At 69.4% G+C, this 14,654-nt stretch carries 17 protein-coding genes and 1 tRNA gene; 16 read left to right on the top strand and 2 right to left on the bottom strand.

Features of this window, described 5'->3' with window-relative positions:
• The first annotated feature begins 1 nt into the window (after window position 1).
• The 13 genes from LV780_RS04715 to LV780_RS04660 all read left to right on the top strand — a co-directional run bounded on the left by LV780_RS04715 (window position 2) and on the right by LV780_RS04660 (window position 7,104).
• On the top strand, window positions 2–199 hold the full coding sequence (locus LV780_RS04715) for a hypothetical protein (RefSeq protein WP_117344901.1): 198 nt from the start codon (window positions 2–4) through the stop codon (window positions 197–199).
• The gene (locus LV780_RS04710) at window positions 186–878 is read left to right on the top strand and encodes a hypothetical protein (protein ID WP_117344900.1); all 693 of its coding nucleotides are present in this window, start codon (window positions 186–188) and stop codon (window positions 876–878) included. Before LV780_RS04715 ends, LV780_RS04710 begins: the two co-directional genes overlap by 14 nt.
• Window positions 871–1,074 (top strand): hypothetical protein, encoded by a 204-nt coding sequence (locus tag LV780_RS04705; RefSeq protein WP_117344899.1) that lies wholly within the window; start codon window positions 871–873, stop codon window positions 1,072–1,074. The genes LV780_RS04710 and LV780_RS04705 overlap by 8 nt, the downstream gene beginning before the upstream one ends.
• Complete coding sequence (locus LV780_RS04700; RefSeq protein WP_117344898.1) at window positions 1,067–1,477, top strand: ASCH domain-containing protein; 411 nt, start codon at window positions 1,067–1,069, stop codon at window positions 1,475–1,477. Before LV780_RS04705 ends, LV780_RS04700 begins: the two co-directional genes overlap by 8 nt.
• Complete coding sequence (locus LV780_RS04695; RefSeq protein WP_117344897.1) at window positions 1,474–1,992, top strand: hypothetical protein; 519 nt, start codon at window positions 1,474–1,476, stop codon at window positions 1,990–1,992. The genes LV780_RS04700 and LV780_RS04695 overlap by 4 nt, the downstream gene beginning before the upstream one ends.
• On the top strand, window positions 1,985–2,338 hold the full coding sequence (locus LV780_RS04690) for a DUF4326 domain-containing protein (protein ID WP_117344896.1): 354 nt from the start codon (window positions 1,985–1,987) through the stop codon (window positions 2,336–2,338). Before LV780_RS04695 ends, LV780_RS04690 begins: the two co-directional genes overlap by 8 nt.
• Before the next feature lie 107 nt (window positions 2,339–2,445).
• On the top strand, window positions 2,446–4,494 hold the full coding sequence (locus LV780_RS04685) for a DNA cytosine methyltransferase (RefSeq protein WP_117344895.1): 2,049 nt from the start codon (window positions 2,446–2,448) through the stop codon (window positions 4,492–4,494).
• Window positions 4,494–4,739 (top strand): hypothetical protein, encoded by a 246-nt coding sequence (locus tag LV780_RS04680; RefSeq protein ID WP_117344894.1) that lies wholly within the window; start codon window positions 4,494–4,496, stop codon window positions 4,737–4,739. Before LV780_RS04685 ends, LV780_RS04680 begins: the two co-directional genes overlap by 1 nt.
• A complete protein-coding gene (locus LV780_RS04675) occupies window positions 4,736–5,005 on the top strand; it encodes a DUF4031 domain-containing protein (RefSeq protein ID WP_117344893.1) in 270 nt (89 codons plus the stop codon). The genes LV780_RS04680 and LV780_RS04675 overlap by 4 nt, the downstream gene beginning before the upstream one ends.
• 85 nt (window positions 5,006–5,090) lie before the next feature.
• The gene (locus LV780_RS04670) at window positions 5,091–5,660 is read left to right on the top strand and encodes a hypothetical protein (RefSeq protein WP_117344892.1); all 570 of its coding nucleotides are present in this window, start codon (window positions 5,091–5,093) and stop codon (window positions 5,658–5,660) included.
• A complete protein-coding gene (locus tag LV780_RS04665; protein ID WP_117344891.1) occupies window positions 5,653–5,931 on the top strand; it encodes a Lar family restriction alleviation protein in 279 nt (92 codons plus the stop codon). The genes LV780_RS04670 and LV780_RS04665 overlap by 8 nt, the downstream gene beginning before the upstream one ends.
• Window positions 5,900–6,220, top strand: a complete 321-nt coding sequence (locus LV780_RS22070) for a helix-turn-helix domain-containing protein (RefSeq protein ID WP_117344890.1) — start codon at window positions 5,900–5,902, stop codon at window positions 6,218–6,220. The genes LV780_RS04665 and LV780_RS22070 overlap by 32 nt, the downstream gene beginning before the upstream one ends.
• A 65-nt stretch (window positions 6,221–6,285) precedes the next feature.
• Window positions 6,286–7,104 carry a tyrosine-type recombinase/integrase gene (locus LV780_RS04660; RefSeq protein ID WP_407647913.1) on the top strand — a complete coding sequence of 273 codons (819 nt, stop codon included), beginning with the start codon at window positions 6,286–6,288 and terminating at the stop codon, window positions 7,102–7,104.
• Window positions 7,105–7,175: 71 nt separating this feature from the next.
• Here LV780_RS04660 and LV780_RS04655 read toward each other — a convergent pair.
• Window positions 7,176–7,250 (bottom strand) — tRNA-Val (locus LV780_RS04655).
• Window positions 7,251–7,544: 294 nt separating this feature from the next.
• Between LV780_RS04655 and LV780_RS04650 the strand changes: the two genes are divergently transcribed.
• Window positions 7,545–8,837 carry an O-acetylhomoserine aminocarboxypropyltransferase/cysteine synthase family protein gene (locus LV780_RS04650; RefSeq protein ID WP_101340362.1) on the top strand — a complete coding sequence of 431 codons (1,293 nt, stop codon included), beginning with the start codon at window positions 7,545–7,547 and terminating at the stop codon, window positions 8,835–8,837.
• A gap of 48 nt (window positions 8,838–8,885) precedes the next feature.
• Here LV780_RS04650 and LV780_RS04645 read toward each other — a convergent pair whose 3' ends face one another.
• Window positions 8,886–9,590: an SIMPL domain-containing protein gene (locus tag LV780_RS04645; protein ID WP_108221416.1), complete on the bottom strand. Its 705-nt coding sequence runs from the start codon at window positions 9,588–9,590 to the stop codon at window positions 8,886–8,888.
• Between the two features lie 220 nt (window positions 9,591–9,810).
• Here LV780_RS04645 and LV780_RS04640 point away from each other — a divergent pair, with 220 nt between their 5' ends.
• Together LV780_RS04640 and LV780_RS04635 are read left to right on the top strand one after the other, a co-directional pair.
• The gene (locus tag LV780_RS04640) at window positions 9,811–12,660 is read left to right on the top strand and encodes a translation initiation factor 2 (RefSeq protein ID WP_233863973.1); all 2,850 of its coding nucleotides are present in this window, start codon (window positions 9,811–9,813) and stop codon (window positions 12,658–12,660) included.
• Window positions 12,661–12,782: 122 nt separating this feature from the next.
• Window positions 12,783–14,651, top strand: a complete 1,869-nt coding sequence (locus LV780_RS04635) for a cation:proton antiporter domain-containing protein (RefSeq protein WP_108221414.1) — start codon at window positions 12,783–12,785, stop codon at window positions 14,649–14,651.
• Window positions 14,652–14,654 lie beyond the last annotated feature (3 nt).

Raw genomic sequence — 14,654 nt, 5'->3', positions numbered from 1 at the left:
GATGCACCAGATGAGCCCCGAAGAACATGCCGCGCTCGGCTGGGCTTGGGGCGCCTACAAGGATGGGTCCTGTTTCTCGCTCCTTGCCGGGAGCGCCAGCGCAGAAAGCCGCCGCGAGTTCTTCGCGCAGGCCGCTGACGACGGCTGCGAGGTTCGTGACCTTAGCAAGCTGAGGGAGGTCAGCCATGAGCACGGGTGAGCACGAGTATTTCACGGTCGAGCCGACGGCCTGCACCGTTCCGAAGCGCGGGGCGCTGGCGATCTACTGCGGCGACGCGCCTCGCAGGATCGAAGGTGGCACGAGCTTTTCCCTGCGCGCGCCGCTGCTGCTGATCCCGCAGGACATGTTCGCCGATGAAGCCGATATCGCGTCGAAGGTCGCCCGCGTCCTGAACGAGAACTCACACCTGTTCTTCAGCAGCGCGAAGCCTCAGCCCCAGCCGGCTGGGAAGGATGATGGCGGCGGCTGGGGCTGGTATGCTGGATCGGACGGAGAGAACTACCACACAGGCCCCCTTGCGTCTCGCGATCATGCGGTAGCTGCCCTCTACGGGGAGGCCGGCTACATCATTGAGGCGCGGCAGGATCTGCTGCCACTTTCCCACTACGTCGACGCCGAGGACATCCTCGATCGGGCCGATGAGTGCGCCGACGATATGAAGGGTGATGGCTGCGAGCCTATCTTCGAGGCGACGCCAGAGCAGGTTGCCGACCTCGATGCCCGCTTGAAGCGCTCCTGCGACGAGTGGCAGGCGGCCCATGGGCTGCGCTTCAAGCCGTGTGCGTTCACCGCTAGCCGCAACGAGGCGTGGATCGAGGCCATTGATCCGATAGATCTCGGAGAGGCCTGCGACGCGGGAGTGGTCGATCATGCTTGACCGCGACCAGATCGACGCCTTCGCGCGCGACCGCATCCTGTCCGTCTACGCCGAGCGCGTAGCCGCGACCGTGCCACATCTGCCGGGCGGGGAGATCACCCGCGAGGACCGGCCCGGCCTCTACAAGCGCGTGGCCAGCATCTGCGGTGTGACCGTTGATGCGGTGCGCGAAACGGTGGGGGTGCAGCATGGCTGACCGTGCCGACCTCCCGACCAAGGCCATCTCGATCCGCCAGCCGTGGGCGTGGGCGATAATCAACGCCGGGAAGAACATCGAGAACCGCGGCTGGCTCACCAACTTCCGCGGCCCGGTCTGCGTCCATGCGGCAAAGGGGGCAGCGCGCGCGGAGTATGATTTCGCCGCTGAATTCATCTTCCGCGCGACGGGGTCAAACGCGCCGGACGCCCCGGCGCTTGTTGATCGGGGCGGCATCATCGGCGTGGCCGAGATCGTGGATTGCGTCCGCACTCACCCGAGCCCGTGGTTCTTCGGCCCCTATGGCTTCGTGCTGGCGAACGTCAGGCCCGTGGAGTTCATCCCGGTCAAGGGCGCCCTCGGGTTCTTCGACTGGCGCAAGCGCGTGGAGGCCGCACGGTGAACCTCCGCATCCTCAAGAAGCTGTCCAAGCGCGCTGCGCCCTACCTGCCCCTGCTGGGCGACACGCGGGAGCAGTTCCAGGCGCGCTCGGATGACGACTACCACGGGACTCTGATCACCGATCGCAAGCACTTTCAGCGGCTCGGTTCGATCCATTCCGATCCTATGCCTTGGCTCCAACGGGAGATCATCACCGAGCCGCGATGCAGGGCCGGGACGCGGTGGCCGTTCCTGCGCATCTACCCTCCGCACCATCCGTGGTCCGGCACCATCATGGTGGGAGCCATGAGCGGCGGCTATGAGCCGGAGTGGGACGAGACGGACGCATGGGACGCGCTGGACGATTTGGTCCGCTGTCACTTCACGGATTGGGAGGCGATGGCCGCGGCCGATGACGCCGAAGACCGCGGCGAGGAGCGGCCCAAGCGCAAGAGCTACCTGACCGAAACCATCCGCGGCCCGGCCGACATCTTCCGGCTGGCTGACCGCATGATTGCGGAGGTGCAGCATGGCTGACCACCCCAAGCGCATCCAGCTTTCCCGCGCGAAGGGCTGGCGCATGCCGGCCGGCGCCGTGAAGGTCGATCGTTCGACCAAGTGGGGTAACCCGTTCACCGTCGCTCAGTGCCGTGAGGCCGGTTACCGCGGAAGCGATGAGCAGCTCGCGGCGCGGTGCGTCGAAGCGTTCCGTGTCTGGCTCGGCCCCATGTGGCGCTGCAACTGGGACGGCGCCGAGAGCGAGGCCGCGCGCGGGAAGATCCTCGACAACATTCACGAGCTGCGCGGCCGGGATCTCGCCTGCTGGTGCCCGCCCGGGTCGCCGTGCCACGCGGACGTGCTGCTGGAGATCGCCAATGCGTGACGCTATTCTACCCACGCTCCGGCGGAAACATTCGGTCAACCTAGGTCGGCTAGGGGAGCGTCTCGGGCGTAATGACGTTGGGCCGTCGGAGCACCGCGAGGTCAGCCATGGCTGACGGCGCCTTCTTCGACACCCGCCCGATGATCGTGGACAGCTTCGCCGGCGGCGGGGGAGCCTCGACCGGGATCGAGCTTGCGCTCGGCCGCGCACCGGACGTGGCGATCAACCACTCGGCCAGCGCCCTCGCGCTGCACGCCGCGAACCACCCCGAGACGCTGCACCTCGACAGCAACATCTGGGACGTGGAGCCCCGCACCGTTGTCGGGTCGCGCCGCGTTGGCCTGCTCTGGGCCAGCCCGGACTGCAAGCACTTCTCCAAGGCCAAGGGCGGCGCCCCGCGCGACCGTAACATCCGGGACCTCGCGTGGGTCGTGGTTCGCTGGGCCGAGGAGGTGCAGCCCGACGTGATCCTGATGGAGAACGTCGAGGAGTTCGTCACCTGGGGCCCGGTTGGCGAGGACGGACAGCCGATCAAGGAATTTGCCGGGATGACCTTCGAGGCGTGGGTGAAGCGCCTGAAGCGCGCGGGCTACAAGGTCCAGTGGCGCGAGCTGCGCGCCTGCGACTATGGCGCCCCCACGATCCGCAAACGCTGGTTCCTCGTGGCGCGCCGCGACGGGCGGCCGATCACATGGCCGAAGCCGACGCATGGCGACCCGAAGAGTGAGGCGGTCCGCAAGGGCAAGCTCCCGCCGTGGCGCACCGCGGCCGAGTGCATCGACTGGTCGATCCCGTGCCCGAGCATCTTCGCCACCTCGGCCGAGATCATGGAGCAGCACGGCCTCCGCGCGGTGCGCCCCCTCGCGGCCAACACGCTGGCCCGCATCGCGAGGGGGATGCGCCGCTATGTTCTGGATGCCGAACGGCCGTTCCTTGTGAACCTCACGCACGGGGGCCGAGAGGAGGATCTGGCGCAGCCGTTCCGCACGATCACGGGCGCTCATCGCGGCGAGAAGGCGCTGGTGGCGCCCAGCCTGACCCGCTTCAACGGCGGGGCAACAGGCTCCGATCTGCGTGAGCCCGCGCCGACCGTGACGGCGAACAGCTGGATCAAGAAGCCGGGTGGTGCGGCGCCGCTTGGGCTGCTCGCGTCGAGCCTCGCCAGCCTGAAAGGCACTGACCGGCGCGACAGCCCCGTGACCGCCCCGCATCCGACTGTTCTCGTTGGCGGTGGGCACAGCGCCCTCATCGCGCCCGCCCTCGCAACCTTCTATGGACACGGCGACGGCCGGGGCGTACGCGCCGCTGGCCTTGCAGAGCCGCTGCGGACGGTAACGACCGAGAACAGGCACGCCCTCGTGGCCCCGGTCCTGACCTATGCGCAGCAGGGCGGCGGCAACCGGTCGGCCGAGGATCCGCACCACACGATCTGCGCCTCGGCCAAGGATCAGAACAGCCTCATCGCCGCCAGCCTCGTCCAGACCGGCTACGGCGAGCGGCAGGGCCAAGCGCCCCGCGCGCTCGACATCGGGGCGCCGCTCGGGACGGTGGTGGCCGGTGGCGCGAAGCACGCGCCCATCGCCGCCTTTCTCGCCCAGCAGAACACGGGCCTCATCGGCCATGACATGCGCGAACCGCTGTCCACCATCGTGGGCAAGGGCTGCACTCAGACGCCGGTCGCCGCGTGGTTCGCGAAATACTACGGGACCGGCGACGGCGCCCGCACCGACGAGCCTGCGCACACGATCACCGTCAAGGATCGCCTCGGCCACATGCAAGCCGCGCTGGTCGCGCCGCCGTTCGGCCCCGAGCACGAGGCCCGCGCCCGCCATGTAGCCGAGTTCCTGCGCGCTCACGGCGCGTGGAGCGGCGGCGAGTTCGTCACGCTCGACCTCGACGGCGCCACGTTCGTGATCGTCGACATCGGCATGAGGATGCTGACCCCGCGCGAGTTGTTCCGAGCGCAGGGCTTTCCGACTGACTATGTGATCGAGGGCGTCTGGGAAGAGCGCGACGGCGACATGCGTTGGCGGCCCTTCCCGAAGGACGTGCAGGTCTCGTGCTGCGGAAACAGCGTCTGCCCTCCGCTGGCCGAGGCGCTGGTCCGGGCGAACTGCAGCCACCTCGCGGCTGAGGCAGAGGAGGCCGTGGCGTGATGCACCAGCCCCAGCCCGCCCAGAAGGCGCGCGTGACCGGCCTGACCCACGTCCGGGTGGCGGACCTCCGCATGACGGTCCTCAAGGCCGAGGGCACGGTGCAGCTCGTCGTCGCGCGCGAGGGCGACGCCGGGTGCTTCACCACCTTCTTCAACGAGTTCTGCGACGAGGCGACGGCCGGACAGCTGCGGCAGCTGGCCGATGCGGTGGCCGCTGCTTGGGCAGCATCTGGGAGACAGGGATGACCGTCTACGTCGACGACATGCACACCAGCGCGCGCGGCAACCTCGGCCGGATGCGCATGAGCCACATGGTGGCGGACAGCACGGCCGAGCTGCTCGAGATGGCTGACCGGATCGGGGTTGACCGTCGGCACCTGCGGCACGCGGGCACGGGGCGCGAGCACTTCGACATCTGCCTGAGCCGGCGGGTGCGCGCCGTGGCCGCTGGAGCGGTCGAGATCACGATGAGGGACATGGCGCGGATGCGCCGGGAAAGGAGACAGGGATGAAAGACGCAATCTTGGCGATCTACATCGCAGTGGCACTGGCGGTCGGCTTCTCGCGGCCGTTGTGGCTGATCCTGTGGGTGATGGCATGACCGAGATCGACACGAGCAAGCCGAAAGCATTCGTCGTCTGTGTGGTCGCGGAGAAGCTTCCACGCATCGGATACCGGATGCAGATCGTTTCCGCCAGAAACCAGGACGAAGCTGTCGGCTTTGCGCTCCGGGCTTTTGAAAAAAAGGAGCCCGAATGGCAATTCTCGGCCCCCAGCGCGACTGAGGTCACGCATGCGGCCCTGAGCAATCTTGGCGTGATCGACGCCGAACGTGACGCCTTCGCCGCCGAGAACGACCGGCTGCGGGATGAACTGCGGTTGGCCGAGGAAATGTATCTGACATTGGAGAAGATGCATATCAAACAGACCGCCGCCCTCACCGAGGCCCGCGCCGAGACGGGCGCGCTGATCGAGCGTGACCCGGCGCGCATTCTTAAGGATGCCATCTTCGCAATCCTCAAGATCGGAACAGCACCGGTGACATACGGCGGCGTCTTGGTTGAGCCGGGTCGCTGGGCGCGCATTCGGTTCGATACCTACGGCGAGAACGAGCACAACGCGACCGCCGCCCTCGCCGCGTGGCGCAAGGGAGGCGAGGATGCGTGAGCTTGCGAATTGCCCGTTCTGCGGTGGCGAGGCGGCCATCAGCGACGATGAGCACCACTCCACAGCCGTCTTCTACGGATGCGCTGACAGTGACTGCGCCGGGTGGATGCTATGGGCCGAGACAAGAGCCGAAGCCATCGCCGCGTGGAACCGCCGCACGCCCGTCGCGGCTGACCCGGCGCTGCGCACGGAGGCGAGGGGCGGCAACTACCGCCCCCTGACCGCGCCTCCATCGCCTGATGCGCCGCGACCCCGGCCGACCGACGAGTGAGGTGAGCATGAGCGAGGCACGCCCCTTCACACCTGAGACCCTTGCGGAACGCTGGGGGGTCAGCGCAGCATCGGTGCGCAACCAGTGCGCGGCCGGAACGCTCCCGCATTTCCGATTCGGCCGCCTCTACCGAATCCCCGCCCGCGCAGTTGAAGAGATCGAAGCATGCCAGACATTTCCATCGGACGCCTCCGCGGAGGCTTCTGCGTCTACTGGACCATCGACGGAAAGCGAACCCGTCATCGCCTTGCGGCACGCACCCGAGCGGAGGCGGAAGCAGAGGCCGTAGATGTCTACCGGCGCGAGACCTTCTCGGCCTCGCAGAAGGGCGCGACCGTGGCCGACATCTGGGAAATGTATCGGAAGGACCTGGGCGATAAGCCCACGGCCGAGACGATGGGCTACACCGGCAAGGCGGTGCTGGCCCACTTCGGCCACTACCGGCCGGACCAGATAGACAGCGCGCTCTGCCGTGCCTATGCCGCGGCGCGGGAGAAGGCCGGGATCTCGCAGGGATCGACCCACACCGAGCTGGGCCACCTGCGCAGCACCATGATGTGGGCCGAGAAGAATCGGCTGATCGACAAGGCGCCGGCCATCGAGCGCCCGCCGAAGCCGACCCCGAAGGAGCGGTTCCTGACGAAGGCAGAGGTGGCCCGGCTGATCGAGCACGCGAGCGCGGCGCACATCGGCTTGGCGATCCACCTCCTCTTCGCGACGGCGGGCCGGATCGGCGCCATCCTCGACCTGACATGGGACCGGGTGGACATGGAGCGGGGCGTGATCAACCTGCGCCTGCCCGACGCGCGGACGCGCAAGGGCCGCGCCATCGTGCCCATCAACCGCGGGCTCATGGCCGCCCTGCAGACCGCGCGTGAGGCTGCGGTCACGGAGCATGTCGTCGAATATGGGGGCACGCGGGTTGCCTCGATCCGGAAAGGGTTCGAGGGCGCCGTGACGCGGGCTGGCTTTACGGATGTGACCCTGCACACGATCCGGCACTCGGCGGCCGTCGAGATGGTGTCGAGCGGCATCCCGATCGAGCAGGTGGCGCAATACCTCGGCCACTCGAACCCGTCGATCACCTTCTCGACCTATGGTCGCTTCGCACCCGAGCACCTGCAACAGGCGGCGGATGTGCTCGATTTCGTGAGGCTCAAGGTGGCGCGGTAGGTTCAATGAACCACGGGGCACTTCGTAAAACGCGAAAGGCCCCGGAATTTCCGAGGCCCTTCAACGTATTATGGTGGGCGATAACGGATTTGAACCGCTGACATCTTCGATGTGAACGAAGCGCTCTACCGCTGAGCTAATCGCCCTGTGAGGCGGGTACTACAGCCACTTTCCGGCCTCCGCAAGAGCCCTCGGCGAAAATTTCTGCACCCTCTTTCGACATCCTGCGCCGGCGCCCGGACAGGCCCCGGCCACAAGCTGACGTGCCCGGTCCCGGTCCCATGCGCCTGCATCAGGAGCATGCCCCGGCTCCGGCCAGCTTGATGCGCGGGCCATGTCCGGACGGACAGCCGAGGGTCGTTTCCGCTGGCGCAGCGCCCGTTGTGCGGCGGAAGCCTTTCCCCTAGGGTCGCCCGAACCAGACCAGAGGGGGGTGACCGATGAGCTCAGACCGCAAGCTCGGCTTCGACACGCTGCAGATCCACGCCGGGGCCAGACCCGATCCGGCGACGGGCGCGCGGCAGGTGCCGATCTACCAGACAACCGCCTATGTCTTTCAGGATGCGGACCATGCGGCGCGCCTCTTCAACCTCGAGGAGGTGGGCTACATCTACTCGCGCCTGACCAACCCGACCGTTCAGGCGCTGGCCGAGCGTGTGGCCGCGCTCGAGGGCGGCGCGGGCGCGGTCTGCTGCTCGTCGGGGCATGCGGCGCAGATCATGGCGCTGTTCCCGCTGATGGGGCCGGGGCGCAACATCGTGGCCTCGACCCGCCTCTATGGCGGCACGATCACCCAGTTCTCGCAGACGATCCGGCGCTTCGGCTGGTCGGCCAAGTTCGTGGATTTCGACGACCTCGCCGCCCTCGAGGCCGCGGTGGACGAGGATACCCGCGCCATCTTCTGCGAGACGATCGCCAACCCCGGCGGTGTCATCACCGATCTCGACGCGGTGGCGGCCGTGGCCGACAGGGTGGGCCTGCCGCTGATCGTGGACAACACGACCGCGACGCCCTGGCTCTGCCGCCCGATCGATCACGGCGCGACGCTGGTGGTCCATTCCGCGACCAAGTATCTGACCGGCAACGGCACCGTCACCGGCGGCGTGATCGTCGATTCCGGCAAGTTCGACTGGTCGGCCTCGGGCAAGTTCCCGAGCCTCTCGGAACCCGAGTCCGCCTATCACGGCCTCGTCTTCCACAAGGCGCTGGGGCCGATGGCCTACACGTTCCACTCGATCGCCGTGGGGCTGCGCGACCTGGGCATGACCATGAACCCGCAGGGGGCGCATTACACGCTGATGGGGATCGAGACCCTCAGCCTGCGCATGGCCCGCCATGTCGAGAACGCCCGCCGGATCGCCGAGTGGCTCGAGGCCGATCCGCGGGTCGACTATGTCACTTACGCGGGGCTTCCCTCCTCCAGGTGGCACGATCGCGTCGCGCGGATCTGCCCGAAAGGCGCGGGGGCGCTCTTCACCTTTGCCGTGAAGGGCGGCTACGACGCCTGCGTCAAGCTCGTGGACGCGCTCGAGCTGTTCAGCCATGTGGCGAACCTTGGCGACACGCGCTCGCTGGTGATCCATTCGGCCTCGACCACGCACCGCCAGCTCTCGCCCGAGCAGCAGGAGGCGGCGGGTGCCGCACCGAACGTCGTGCGGCTGTCGATCGGCATCGAGGATGCCGACGACCTGATCGCCGACCTCGATCAGGCGCTCGCAAAGGCCACCGCCTGAAGCCGATCTTCAGGGGCGACTTGAAGATCGCCCCTGAAGTCCCTGTTATCAGGGCTGAACGATCTCATAGACCAGCGTCACGCGCGCCGAGGTCTCGATCTCGCCCTCGGCCACCGGCACGGGCGCACCCATCGCGGCCTCGCGATACATCGGCATGGGCGGGCGATAGTCGTCGCCCCCTTCGCGGATCTCGAGGATGGGCCCGAGCGTCACGCCGGCCGCGCCGGTCAGCAGCTCCGCCCGCGCCCGTGCCTTGGCCACGGCCTTCCTGCGCGCCTCGTCCATAGCCGGCTCGGGATCCGCCAGGGCGAAGCTGACCCCGTGCAGGGTGTTCGCCCCGTCCTGCACCGCCTCGTCCAGCACCGATCCGAGCCGGGCAAGATCCCGCACGCGCACCGTCAGCATGTTCGAGGCGACATAGCCCTCGATCCGCGGCGCCGACCCGTCGGGCCCCTGCGTCCAGTTCGGGTTGAGCGAGAGGCCCGTTGTCTGCAGGTCCCGGTCCTCGATGCCGGCGCCTTTCAGCCGCTCGAGCACCCGCGCCAGGTTCGCGCTGTTGTCCGACATGGCCTCGGCCGCCGTGGCCCCCTCGCTGGTCACGCCGAGCGTGATCGTCGCCAGGTCAGGCCGGCCCGCCACCATTCCCTCGCCCGTCACGGTCAGGCGCGGGGTCTCGGCCAGCGCGGCGCCGGACAGCGCGCCGGCGGGCAGCGCAACAGCGGTGCAGAGCATCAGGACTTTCGCAATGTTCATCTGGAATGTTCCTCCTTGGAGATGAGAGCGTTCGCCTCTTGTGACACATCGGGCAAGGCGATCCTTGGGTGTTTTCCTTCCCTTCGGCAAAAAGCTGCTGTAACACCGGAAAGGCCGAGGCCCGGACTCCCCGGTGAGCCGCCAGATATGCTAGACCCGCGAAATGAAACCGAGATTTGCCCTCAACCTTACGCCTGAGGCCGCGAGTCTGCTTCGGCGGATGCCCGACGGATGGGAAGAACTGGGACGGGTGCCCTACGACGCACCCGACCTCGCGGAGGCGCTGGCGGCCCTGCGCCAGGCGGCTCAGGCCGACGCCGGAGAGGCGGGGGTCACCGCCAAGGTGGTGATCCCGAACTCGCAGGTCCTCTATACCACGCTCGCCGCGCCGGGGCCGGACAGGGCCAGCCGGGGGGCGCAGATCCGCGCGGGTCTCGAGGGGCTGACGCCCTACGAGGTCAAGGATCTGGTCTATGACTTCGAGCCTCAGGGCGATGAGGTGCGCGTCGCCGTGGTCGCGCGTGAAACGCTGGACGAGGCCGAGGGTTTCGCCGAAGAGCACGGCTTCAATCCGGTGGCGTTCGTTGCCATCCCTGTCAACGGCGGCTTCCCGCGCGAGCCCTCGTTCGGCATCCTCTCGGCCGCGCAGCGTCGTCTGCCGAACGGCACGAGGGTGGAGCGCGACGCCGAGCCGATTCGGATCCTGCCGCTCGACGTCGCCGAGGATCCCCCGCCCGCCGAGGCTCCGGCCGCTGCCGAGCCGCTCCTCGACGAGGCCCCGGTGCCGGATGCCGTGGATCCGCCGCCCACCCCTCCCGAGCCCGAGGTGGAGGCGCCTGAAGAGGCCGTGCCCGAGGCCGCCCCGCCCGTGTCCGCCGAAGTCGAGCCGGAGCAGCCGTTGACGGTCGGCAATGCGCCTGCCGCGACGGAGGACGATCCGTCGCCGGAGATGCCGGAGACGACCGCGCCTGCCGAGGACGAGGCGTGGGAGCCCGCTCCCGATCTCGCCGCTCTGGCCTCGCTCACGCCGGACGAAAGCGCGCTTGCCCTGCCCGAACCCGAGGTGGAAGAGCCGGTCGAGCCAGAGGCGTTCATTCCCGAGGCCGAACCCGCGGCCCCGCAGGACGAGCCTCCGGCCCCGGAGGACGAGTTCTTCATGCCGCCGCCGCTCGTCCGGGCGCCGGAACGGCCGATCCCGAACGCGCGCGAGCTTCCGCCCTTCACGCCGCCGTCGCCGCCGAATCCTGCGGTGACAAGCCCCGAGGTGCCCGAGGCGCCGTATGTCGAGCTTGCGGGCGACGATGTGCCGGCCATGCCCCCCGGCAGCTTCGCAAGCCGCCGGGCCGCGGCCGAGGCGATCCACACCCGGCCCGCCGCGCGTGTCACGTCAGAGCCGAAGCCCGTGCGCACGGCCGAACCCGTGCTGCGCGCCCCCGGCGGCCGCTCCGCCCTGCCTCCACGCAGTCCGGCGCCCCAGACCGGCCGAGCCGCGAGCCCGGCTGCCGCGACGGCTCCGGGGCTCGCAGCGGCGCGCCCGAAGGCCCAGACGGGCCCGGCACGGCCGGCGCCAAAGGCCGAGGACCGACCGGACAAACCGTTCGGCGTCTTTGGCGGCAAGCCCGCGCCGAAGCGGGGCAAGCCGCGCTTTCTCGGCCTGATCCTGACGGTCGCCCTGCTCGTCTTCCTGGCGGCGGTCGCGGCGCTCTCGTCCTACCTGGTCGCCACCAACGAGGATGGACCGGCGACCGCGCTCGCCATCTCCGAGGCGACCCCGGAGGTACTGGCCGCGGATCAGGAACCGCCACCCGACGAGGCGATTTCCGCGCAACCGCCGTCCGAAGAGCCGATCGAGGCCGCGGATGCAGCCGCCCCGGCCGGGTCTGACACTGCGGCCGAAGCCGCTGAGGCGCCCGCCCCGGCCGCCGAGGCGCCGCGCGTGGTCTCTGACGAGGCCGGACGGGCCAAGCCCGCCGAGACGCCGCAGGACGAGATCTTCCTCACGACGATGGACTCGCCGCTGCCGTCGCTCGACGCGGTGGCGCTGCCGCCGCCGCCGGTCGAACTCGATGCCGCGCCGGGGATGCCGCTGCCGCCGCCCCCCTTCGGCGCCAGCTACGAACTCGACGAGCGCGGCCTGATCCGGCCGAGCCCGGAAGGCGTGCTGGCCCCCGGCGAGTTCCTGCTGATCCAGGGCAAGCCGCCGATCCTGCCCCCGCGCCGCCCGTCGGTGACCGAGCCCGAAGCGGCAGCGCCCGCCGCCGAGGTCGCACCCCGCGCCGCGGCCAGCCCGGGCTCGATCTTCCCCGGCCCGGCCAATGCCGCATCCGCGGAGCCCCCGGCGGCCGCAGCCGACCCCGCGCTGTCCGGCCGGCGCCCGAAAGAGCGCCCCGCACGCGCCGAAGCCGAAGAGGCGGCCGCCGAACCCGACGCCGCACCGGATGCCGCCGCCCCGCGCATGAGCAGCCTGCGTCCGCGCCTGCGTCCGGTCGATCCCGAACCCGGCCAGCCGGAGGCTCAAGGGGCGACACTTGCCATGGCGCTGACGCCCGCGCCGCGCCCCGATGGCGCTCCCGAAGCGGTGGCCACCTCGAGCGGCGCGATCAGCCCGCTCGCCCTTGCGGTCTCGCGCAAGCCCGAGGCCCGACCGAACGATTTCTCGGAGGCCATCGAGGCCGCCGTCGCCGCCGCCGTCCAGGCACCGCCCGCGCCGGCCCCGGCCCCCGTCGCCGCGGCGCCGGCCCCGAGGCAGGTGGCGCCGGCCGTCGCAGCGCCCCTGCCCGAGGACGATGACGAACCCGAGGTGGTCGCCGCCCCCCGGATCCCGACCCGGGCCAACGTGGCGCAGAACGCGACCTTCACCAAGGCCATCAACCTGTCGAAGACCAATCTGATCGGCGTCTATGGCACGTCCTCGAACCGCTATGCCCTCGTCCGCCAGTCCAACGGGCGTTACGTCAAGCTGCGGGTGGGCGACCGTCTCGACGGCGGGGTCGTGGCCGCCATCACCGCCTCCGAACTGCGCTACAGGAAGGGCAGCCGGATGTTCGCCCTGAGCATGCCCAAGGGGTGAGCCCCGAAGCCGGGGCGAGGGACCATCGACCACAACCGCGACAGTTCGGGCGCACAGGCAGGATGGACAGGCCGGAAGGCCGGGCGATAGCCTGACGTCCAGGGCACGGCGGGCAGCGCGACATGGAAAGCCTCCTTCTGCAGGCAAGCATCTACCTCGGCGCGGCGCTGCTGATCGTGCCGCTCGCCGTGCGCGCGGGCTTCGGCTCGGTCCTGGGCTATCTGGCGGCCGGGATCGTCATGGGGCCGGTGCTGGGTCTTGCCGGAGCCGAGACCGGAGACCTGCGCCACTATGCCGAGTTCGGCGTCGTGCTGATGCTGTTCCTCGTGGGACTGGAACTCGACCCGGCGACGCTCTGGGGGATGCGCCAGTCGCTCGTGGGGCTCGGCGGGCTGCAGATCGGTCTCACGAGTTTCGTCGCGGCGCTCGGCCTCGCCTGGCTCGGGTTCACCTGGCAGGAAGCGGCCGTGCTGGGGATGGTCGCGGCGCTCTCCTCGACGGCCATCGTTCTCCAGACCATGACCGAGCGGCGCATGCTGCGCACCGCCGGGGGCCGCAGCTCCTTTGCCGTGCTGCTGGCGCAGGACATTGCGGTGGTGCCGATGCTGGCGCTGGTGCCGCTGCTGGCGCTGCGTCCCTCGGCCAGCGCCCACCTGCCGCATGACGCCGCCGAAGGCCCGGCGCGGCCGATCATCGGCTTCCTGCAATCGCTGCCGGGCTGGGCCGACACGCTGGTGATGCTGGGCGTCGTCGGCTTCATCGTGCTGGGCGGGCACTACCTCACGCGGCCGGTGTTCCGCTATGTCCATGCCTCGCGCCTGCCCGAGATGGGCAGCTTCATCGCCCTCTTCACCGTCGCGGGCACATCCTTCCTGACCATGGTCGTGGGTCTGTCGCCCGCGCTCGGCACGTTTCTCGCGGGCGTCGTGCTGGCCAACTCCGAGTTCCGCCACCAGCTCGAGGCCGACATCCGTCCCTACAAGGGCATCCTGCTCGGCCTCTTCTTCATGGCCGTCGGGATCGGGATCGACTTCCGCCTGCTCGCGGCCGACCCCTGGCCGCTCATCGCGCTCACGCTGGGGCTGGTGTTCGTCAAGGTGCTGGTGCTGGCCGCGCTGGCCGAGACCTTCGGGCTCCGGGGGCGCGACCGCTGGCTCCTGACCCTCGGCCTTGCGCAGGCGGGCGAGTTCGGCTTCGTGCTGGTGGGCTTTGCGGCACAGGAGGCCATCCTCACCTCCCTCCTGGCGCAGAAGACGCTGATCGTGATCAGCCTCTCGATGCTGGTAACACCCGTCCTCTTCCTCATCGCCGGCTGGTTGTCGGGACTGGGCGAGGAACAGCCGGCCGGCCGGCCCGACCCGATCGACGAGAAGGGTCGCGTCATCATCGCGGGCATCGGCCGCTTCGGGCAGGTGGTGAACCGCCTCGTGCGGATGAGCGGCATCCAGACGGTCGTTCTCGACCATGACATGATGGCCGTGCAGATCATGCGCCGCTTCGGCGTCAAGGGCTTCTTCGGCGACCCGACGCGCCCCGATCTGCTGCAGGCGGCCGGTCTGGACGAGGCGGCGGTGCTGGTGGTGGCGGTGGACGACCGCGAGAATGCGATCAGGATCGTCCGCTACGCCCGACAGGTCCGGCCCGACCTGCATATCGTGGCCCGCGCCCGCGACCGGGTGCATGTCTATGAACTCTATCAGGCCGGCGCGGACGACATCGTGCGCGAGACCTTCGACAGCTCGATCCGGGCCGGGCGCTATGTGCTCGAGAACATGGGATTCAGCGAATATGAGGCGGCCCAGCGGTCGCGCACCTACTACCGCGTGGACCGGGCCGCGATGCGCGATCTGGCCGAGCTCTGGGTGCCCGGCCAGCCCGCGCATCTCAACGACGCCTATGTGACCCGCGCCCGGCAGCTCGATGCCGATCTCGAGACGGCGCTGCTCGAGGAAGCGGTCCAGGCCCGACCCGATCCCGAGGCTGTGGAATAGGGC

The sequence above is a fragment of the Cereibacter azotoformans genome (assembly GCF_021391315.1).
GTDB lineage: Bacteria > Pseudomonadota > Alphaproteobacteria > Rhodobacterales > Rhodobacteraceae > Cereibacter_A > Cereibacter_A azotoformans.
The sequence above is the reverse complement of the archived record's forward strand: the minus strand, read 5'-3'. Positions and strand labels throughout refer to the sequence as shown.

What these genes read in the sequence shown, in the direction of transcription:
- LV780_RS04715 (WP_117344901.1), top strand. Translation starts at nt 2, where the DNA reads ATGCACCAGATGAGCCCCGAAGAACATGCCGCGCTCGGCTGGGCTTGG.
- LV780_RS04710 (WP_117344900.1), top strand. Translation starts at nt 186, where the DNA reads ATGAGCACGGGTGAGCACGAGTATTTCACGGTCGAGCCGACGGCCTGC.
- LV780_RS04705 (WP_117344899.1), top strand. Translation starts at nt 871, where the DNA reads ATGCTTGACCGCGACCAGATCGACGCCTTCGCGCGCGACCGCATCCTG.
- LV780_RS04700 (WP_117344898.1), top strand. Translation starts at nt 1,067, where the DNA reads ATGGCTGACCGTGCCGACCTCCCGACCAAGGCCATCTCGATCCGCCAG.
- LV780_RS04690 (WP_117344896.1), top strand. Translation starts at nt 1,985, where the DNA reads ATGGCTGACCACCCCAAGCGCATCCAGCTTTCCCGCGCGAAGGGCTGG.
- LV780_RS04685 (WP_117344895.1), top strand. Translation starts at nt 2,446, where the DNA reads ATGGCTGACGGCGCCTTCTTCGACACCCGCCCGATGATCGTGGACAGC.
- LV780_RS04680 (WP_117344894.1), top strand. Translation starts at nt 4,494, where the DNA reads ATGCACCAGCCCCAGCCCGCCCAGAAGGCGCGCGTGACCGGCCTGACC.
- LV780_RS04675 (WP_117344893.1), top strand. Translation starts at nt 4,736, where the DNA reads ATGACCGTCTACGTCGACGACATGCACACCAGCGCGCGCGGCAACCTC.
- LV780_RS04670 (WP_117344892.1), top strand. Translation starts at nt 5,091, where the DNA reads ATGACCGAGATCGACACGAGCAAGCCGAAAGCATTCGTCGTCTGTGTG.
- LV780_RS04665 (WP_117344891.1), top strand. Translation starts at nt 5,653, where the DNA reads ATGCGTGAGCTTGCGAATTGCCCGTTCTGCGGTGGCGAGGCGGCCATC.
- LV780_RS22070 (WP_117344890.1), top strand. Translation starts at nt 5,900, where the DNA reads ATGCGCCGCGACCCCGGCCGACCGACGAGTGAGGTGAGCATGAGCGAG.
- LV780_RS04660 (WP_407647913.1), top strand. Translation starts at nt 6,286, where the DNA reads ATGTATCGGAAGGACCTGGGCGATAAGCCCACGGCCGAGACGATGGGC.
- LV780_RS04650 (WP_101340362.1), top strand. Translation starts at nt 7,545, where the DNA reads ATGAGCTCAGACCGCAAGCTCGGCTTCGACACGCTGCAGATCCACGCC.
- LV780_RS04645 (WP_108221416.1), bottom strand. Translation starts at nt 9,590, where the DNA reads ATGAACATTGCGAAAGTCCTGATGCTCTGCACCGCTGTTGCGCTGCCC.
- LV780_RS04640 (WP_233863973.1), top strand. Translation starts at nt 9,811, where the DNA reads ATGCCCGACGGATGGGAAGAACTGGGACGGGTGCCCTACGACGCACCC.
- LV780_RS04635 (WP_108221414.1), top strand. Translation starts at nt 12,783, where the DNA reads ATGGAAAGCCTCCTTCTGCAGGCAAGCATCTACCTCGGCGCGGCGCTG.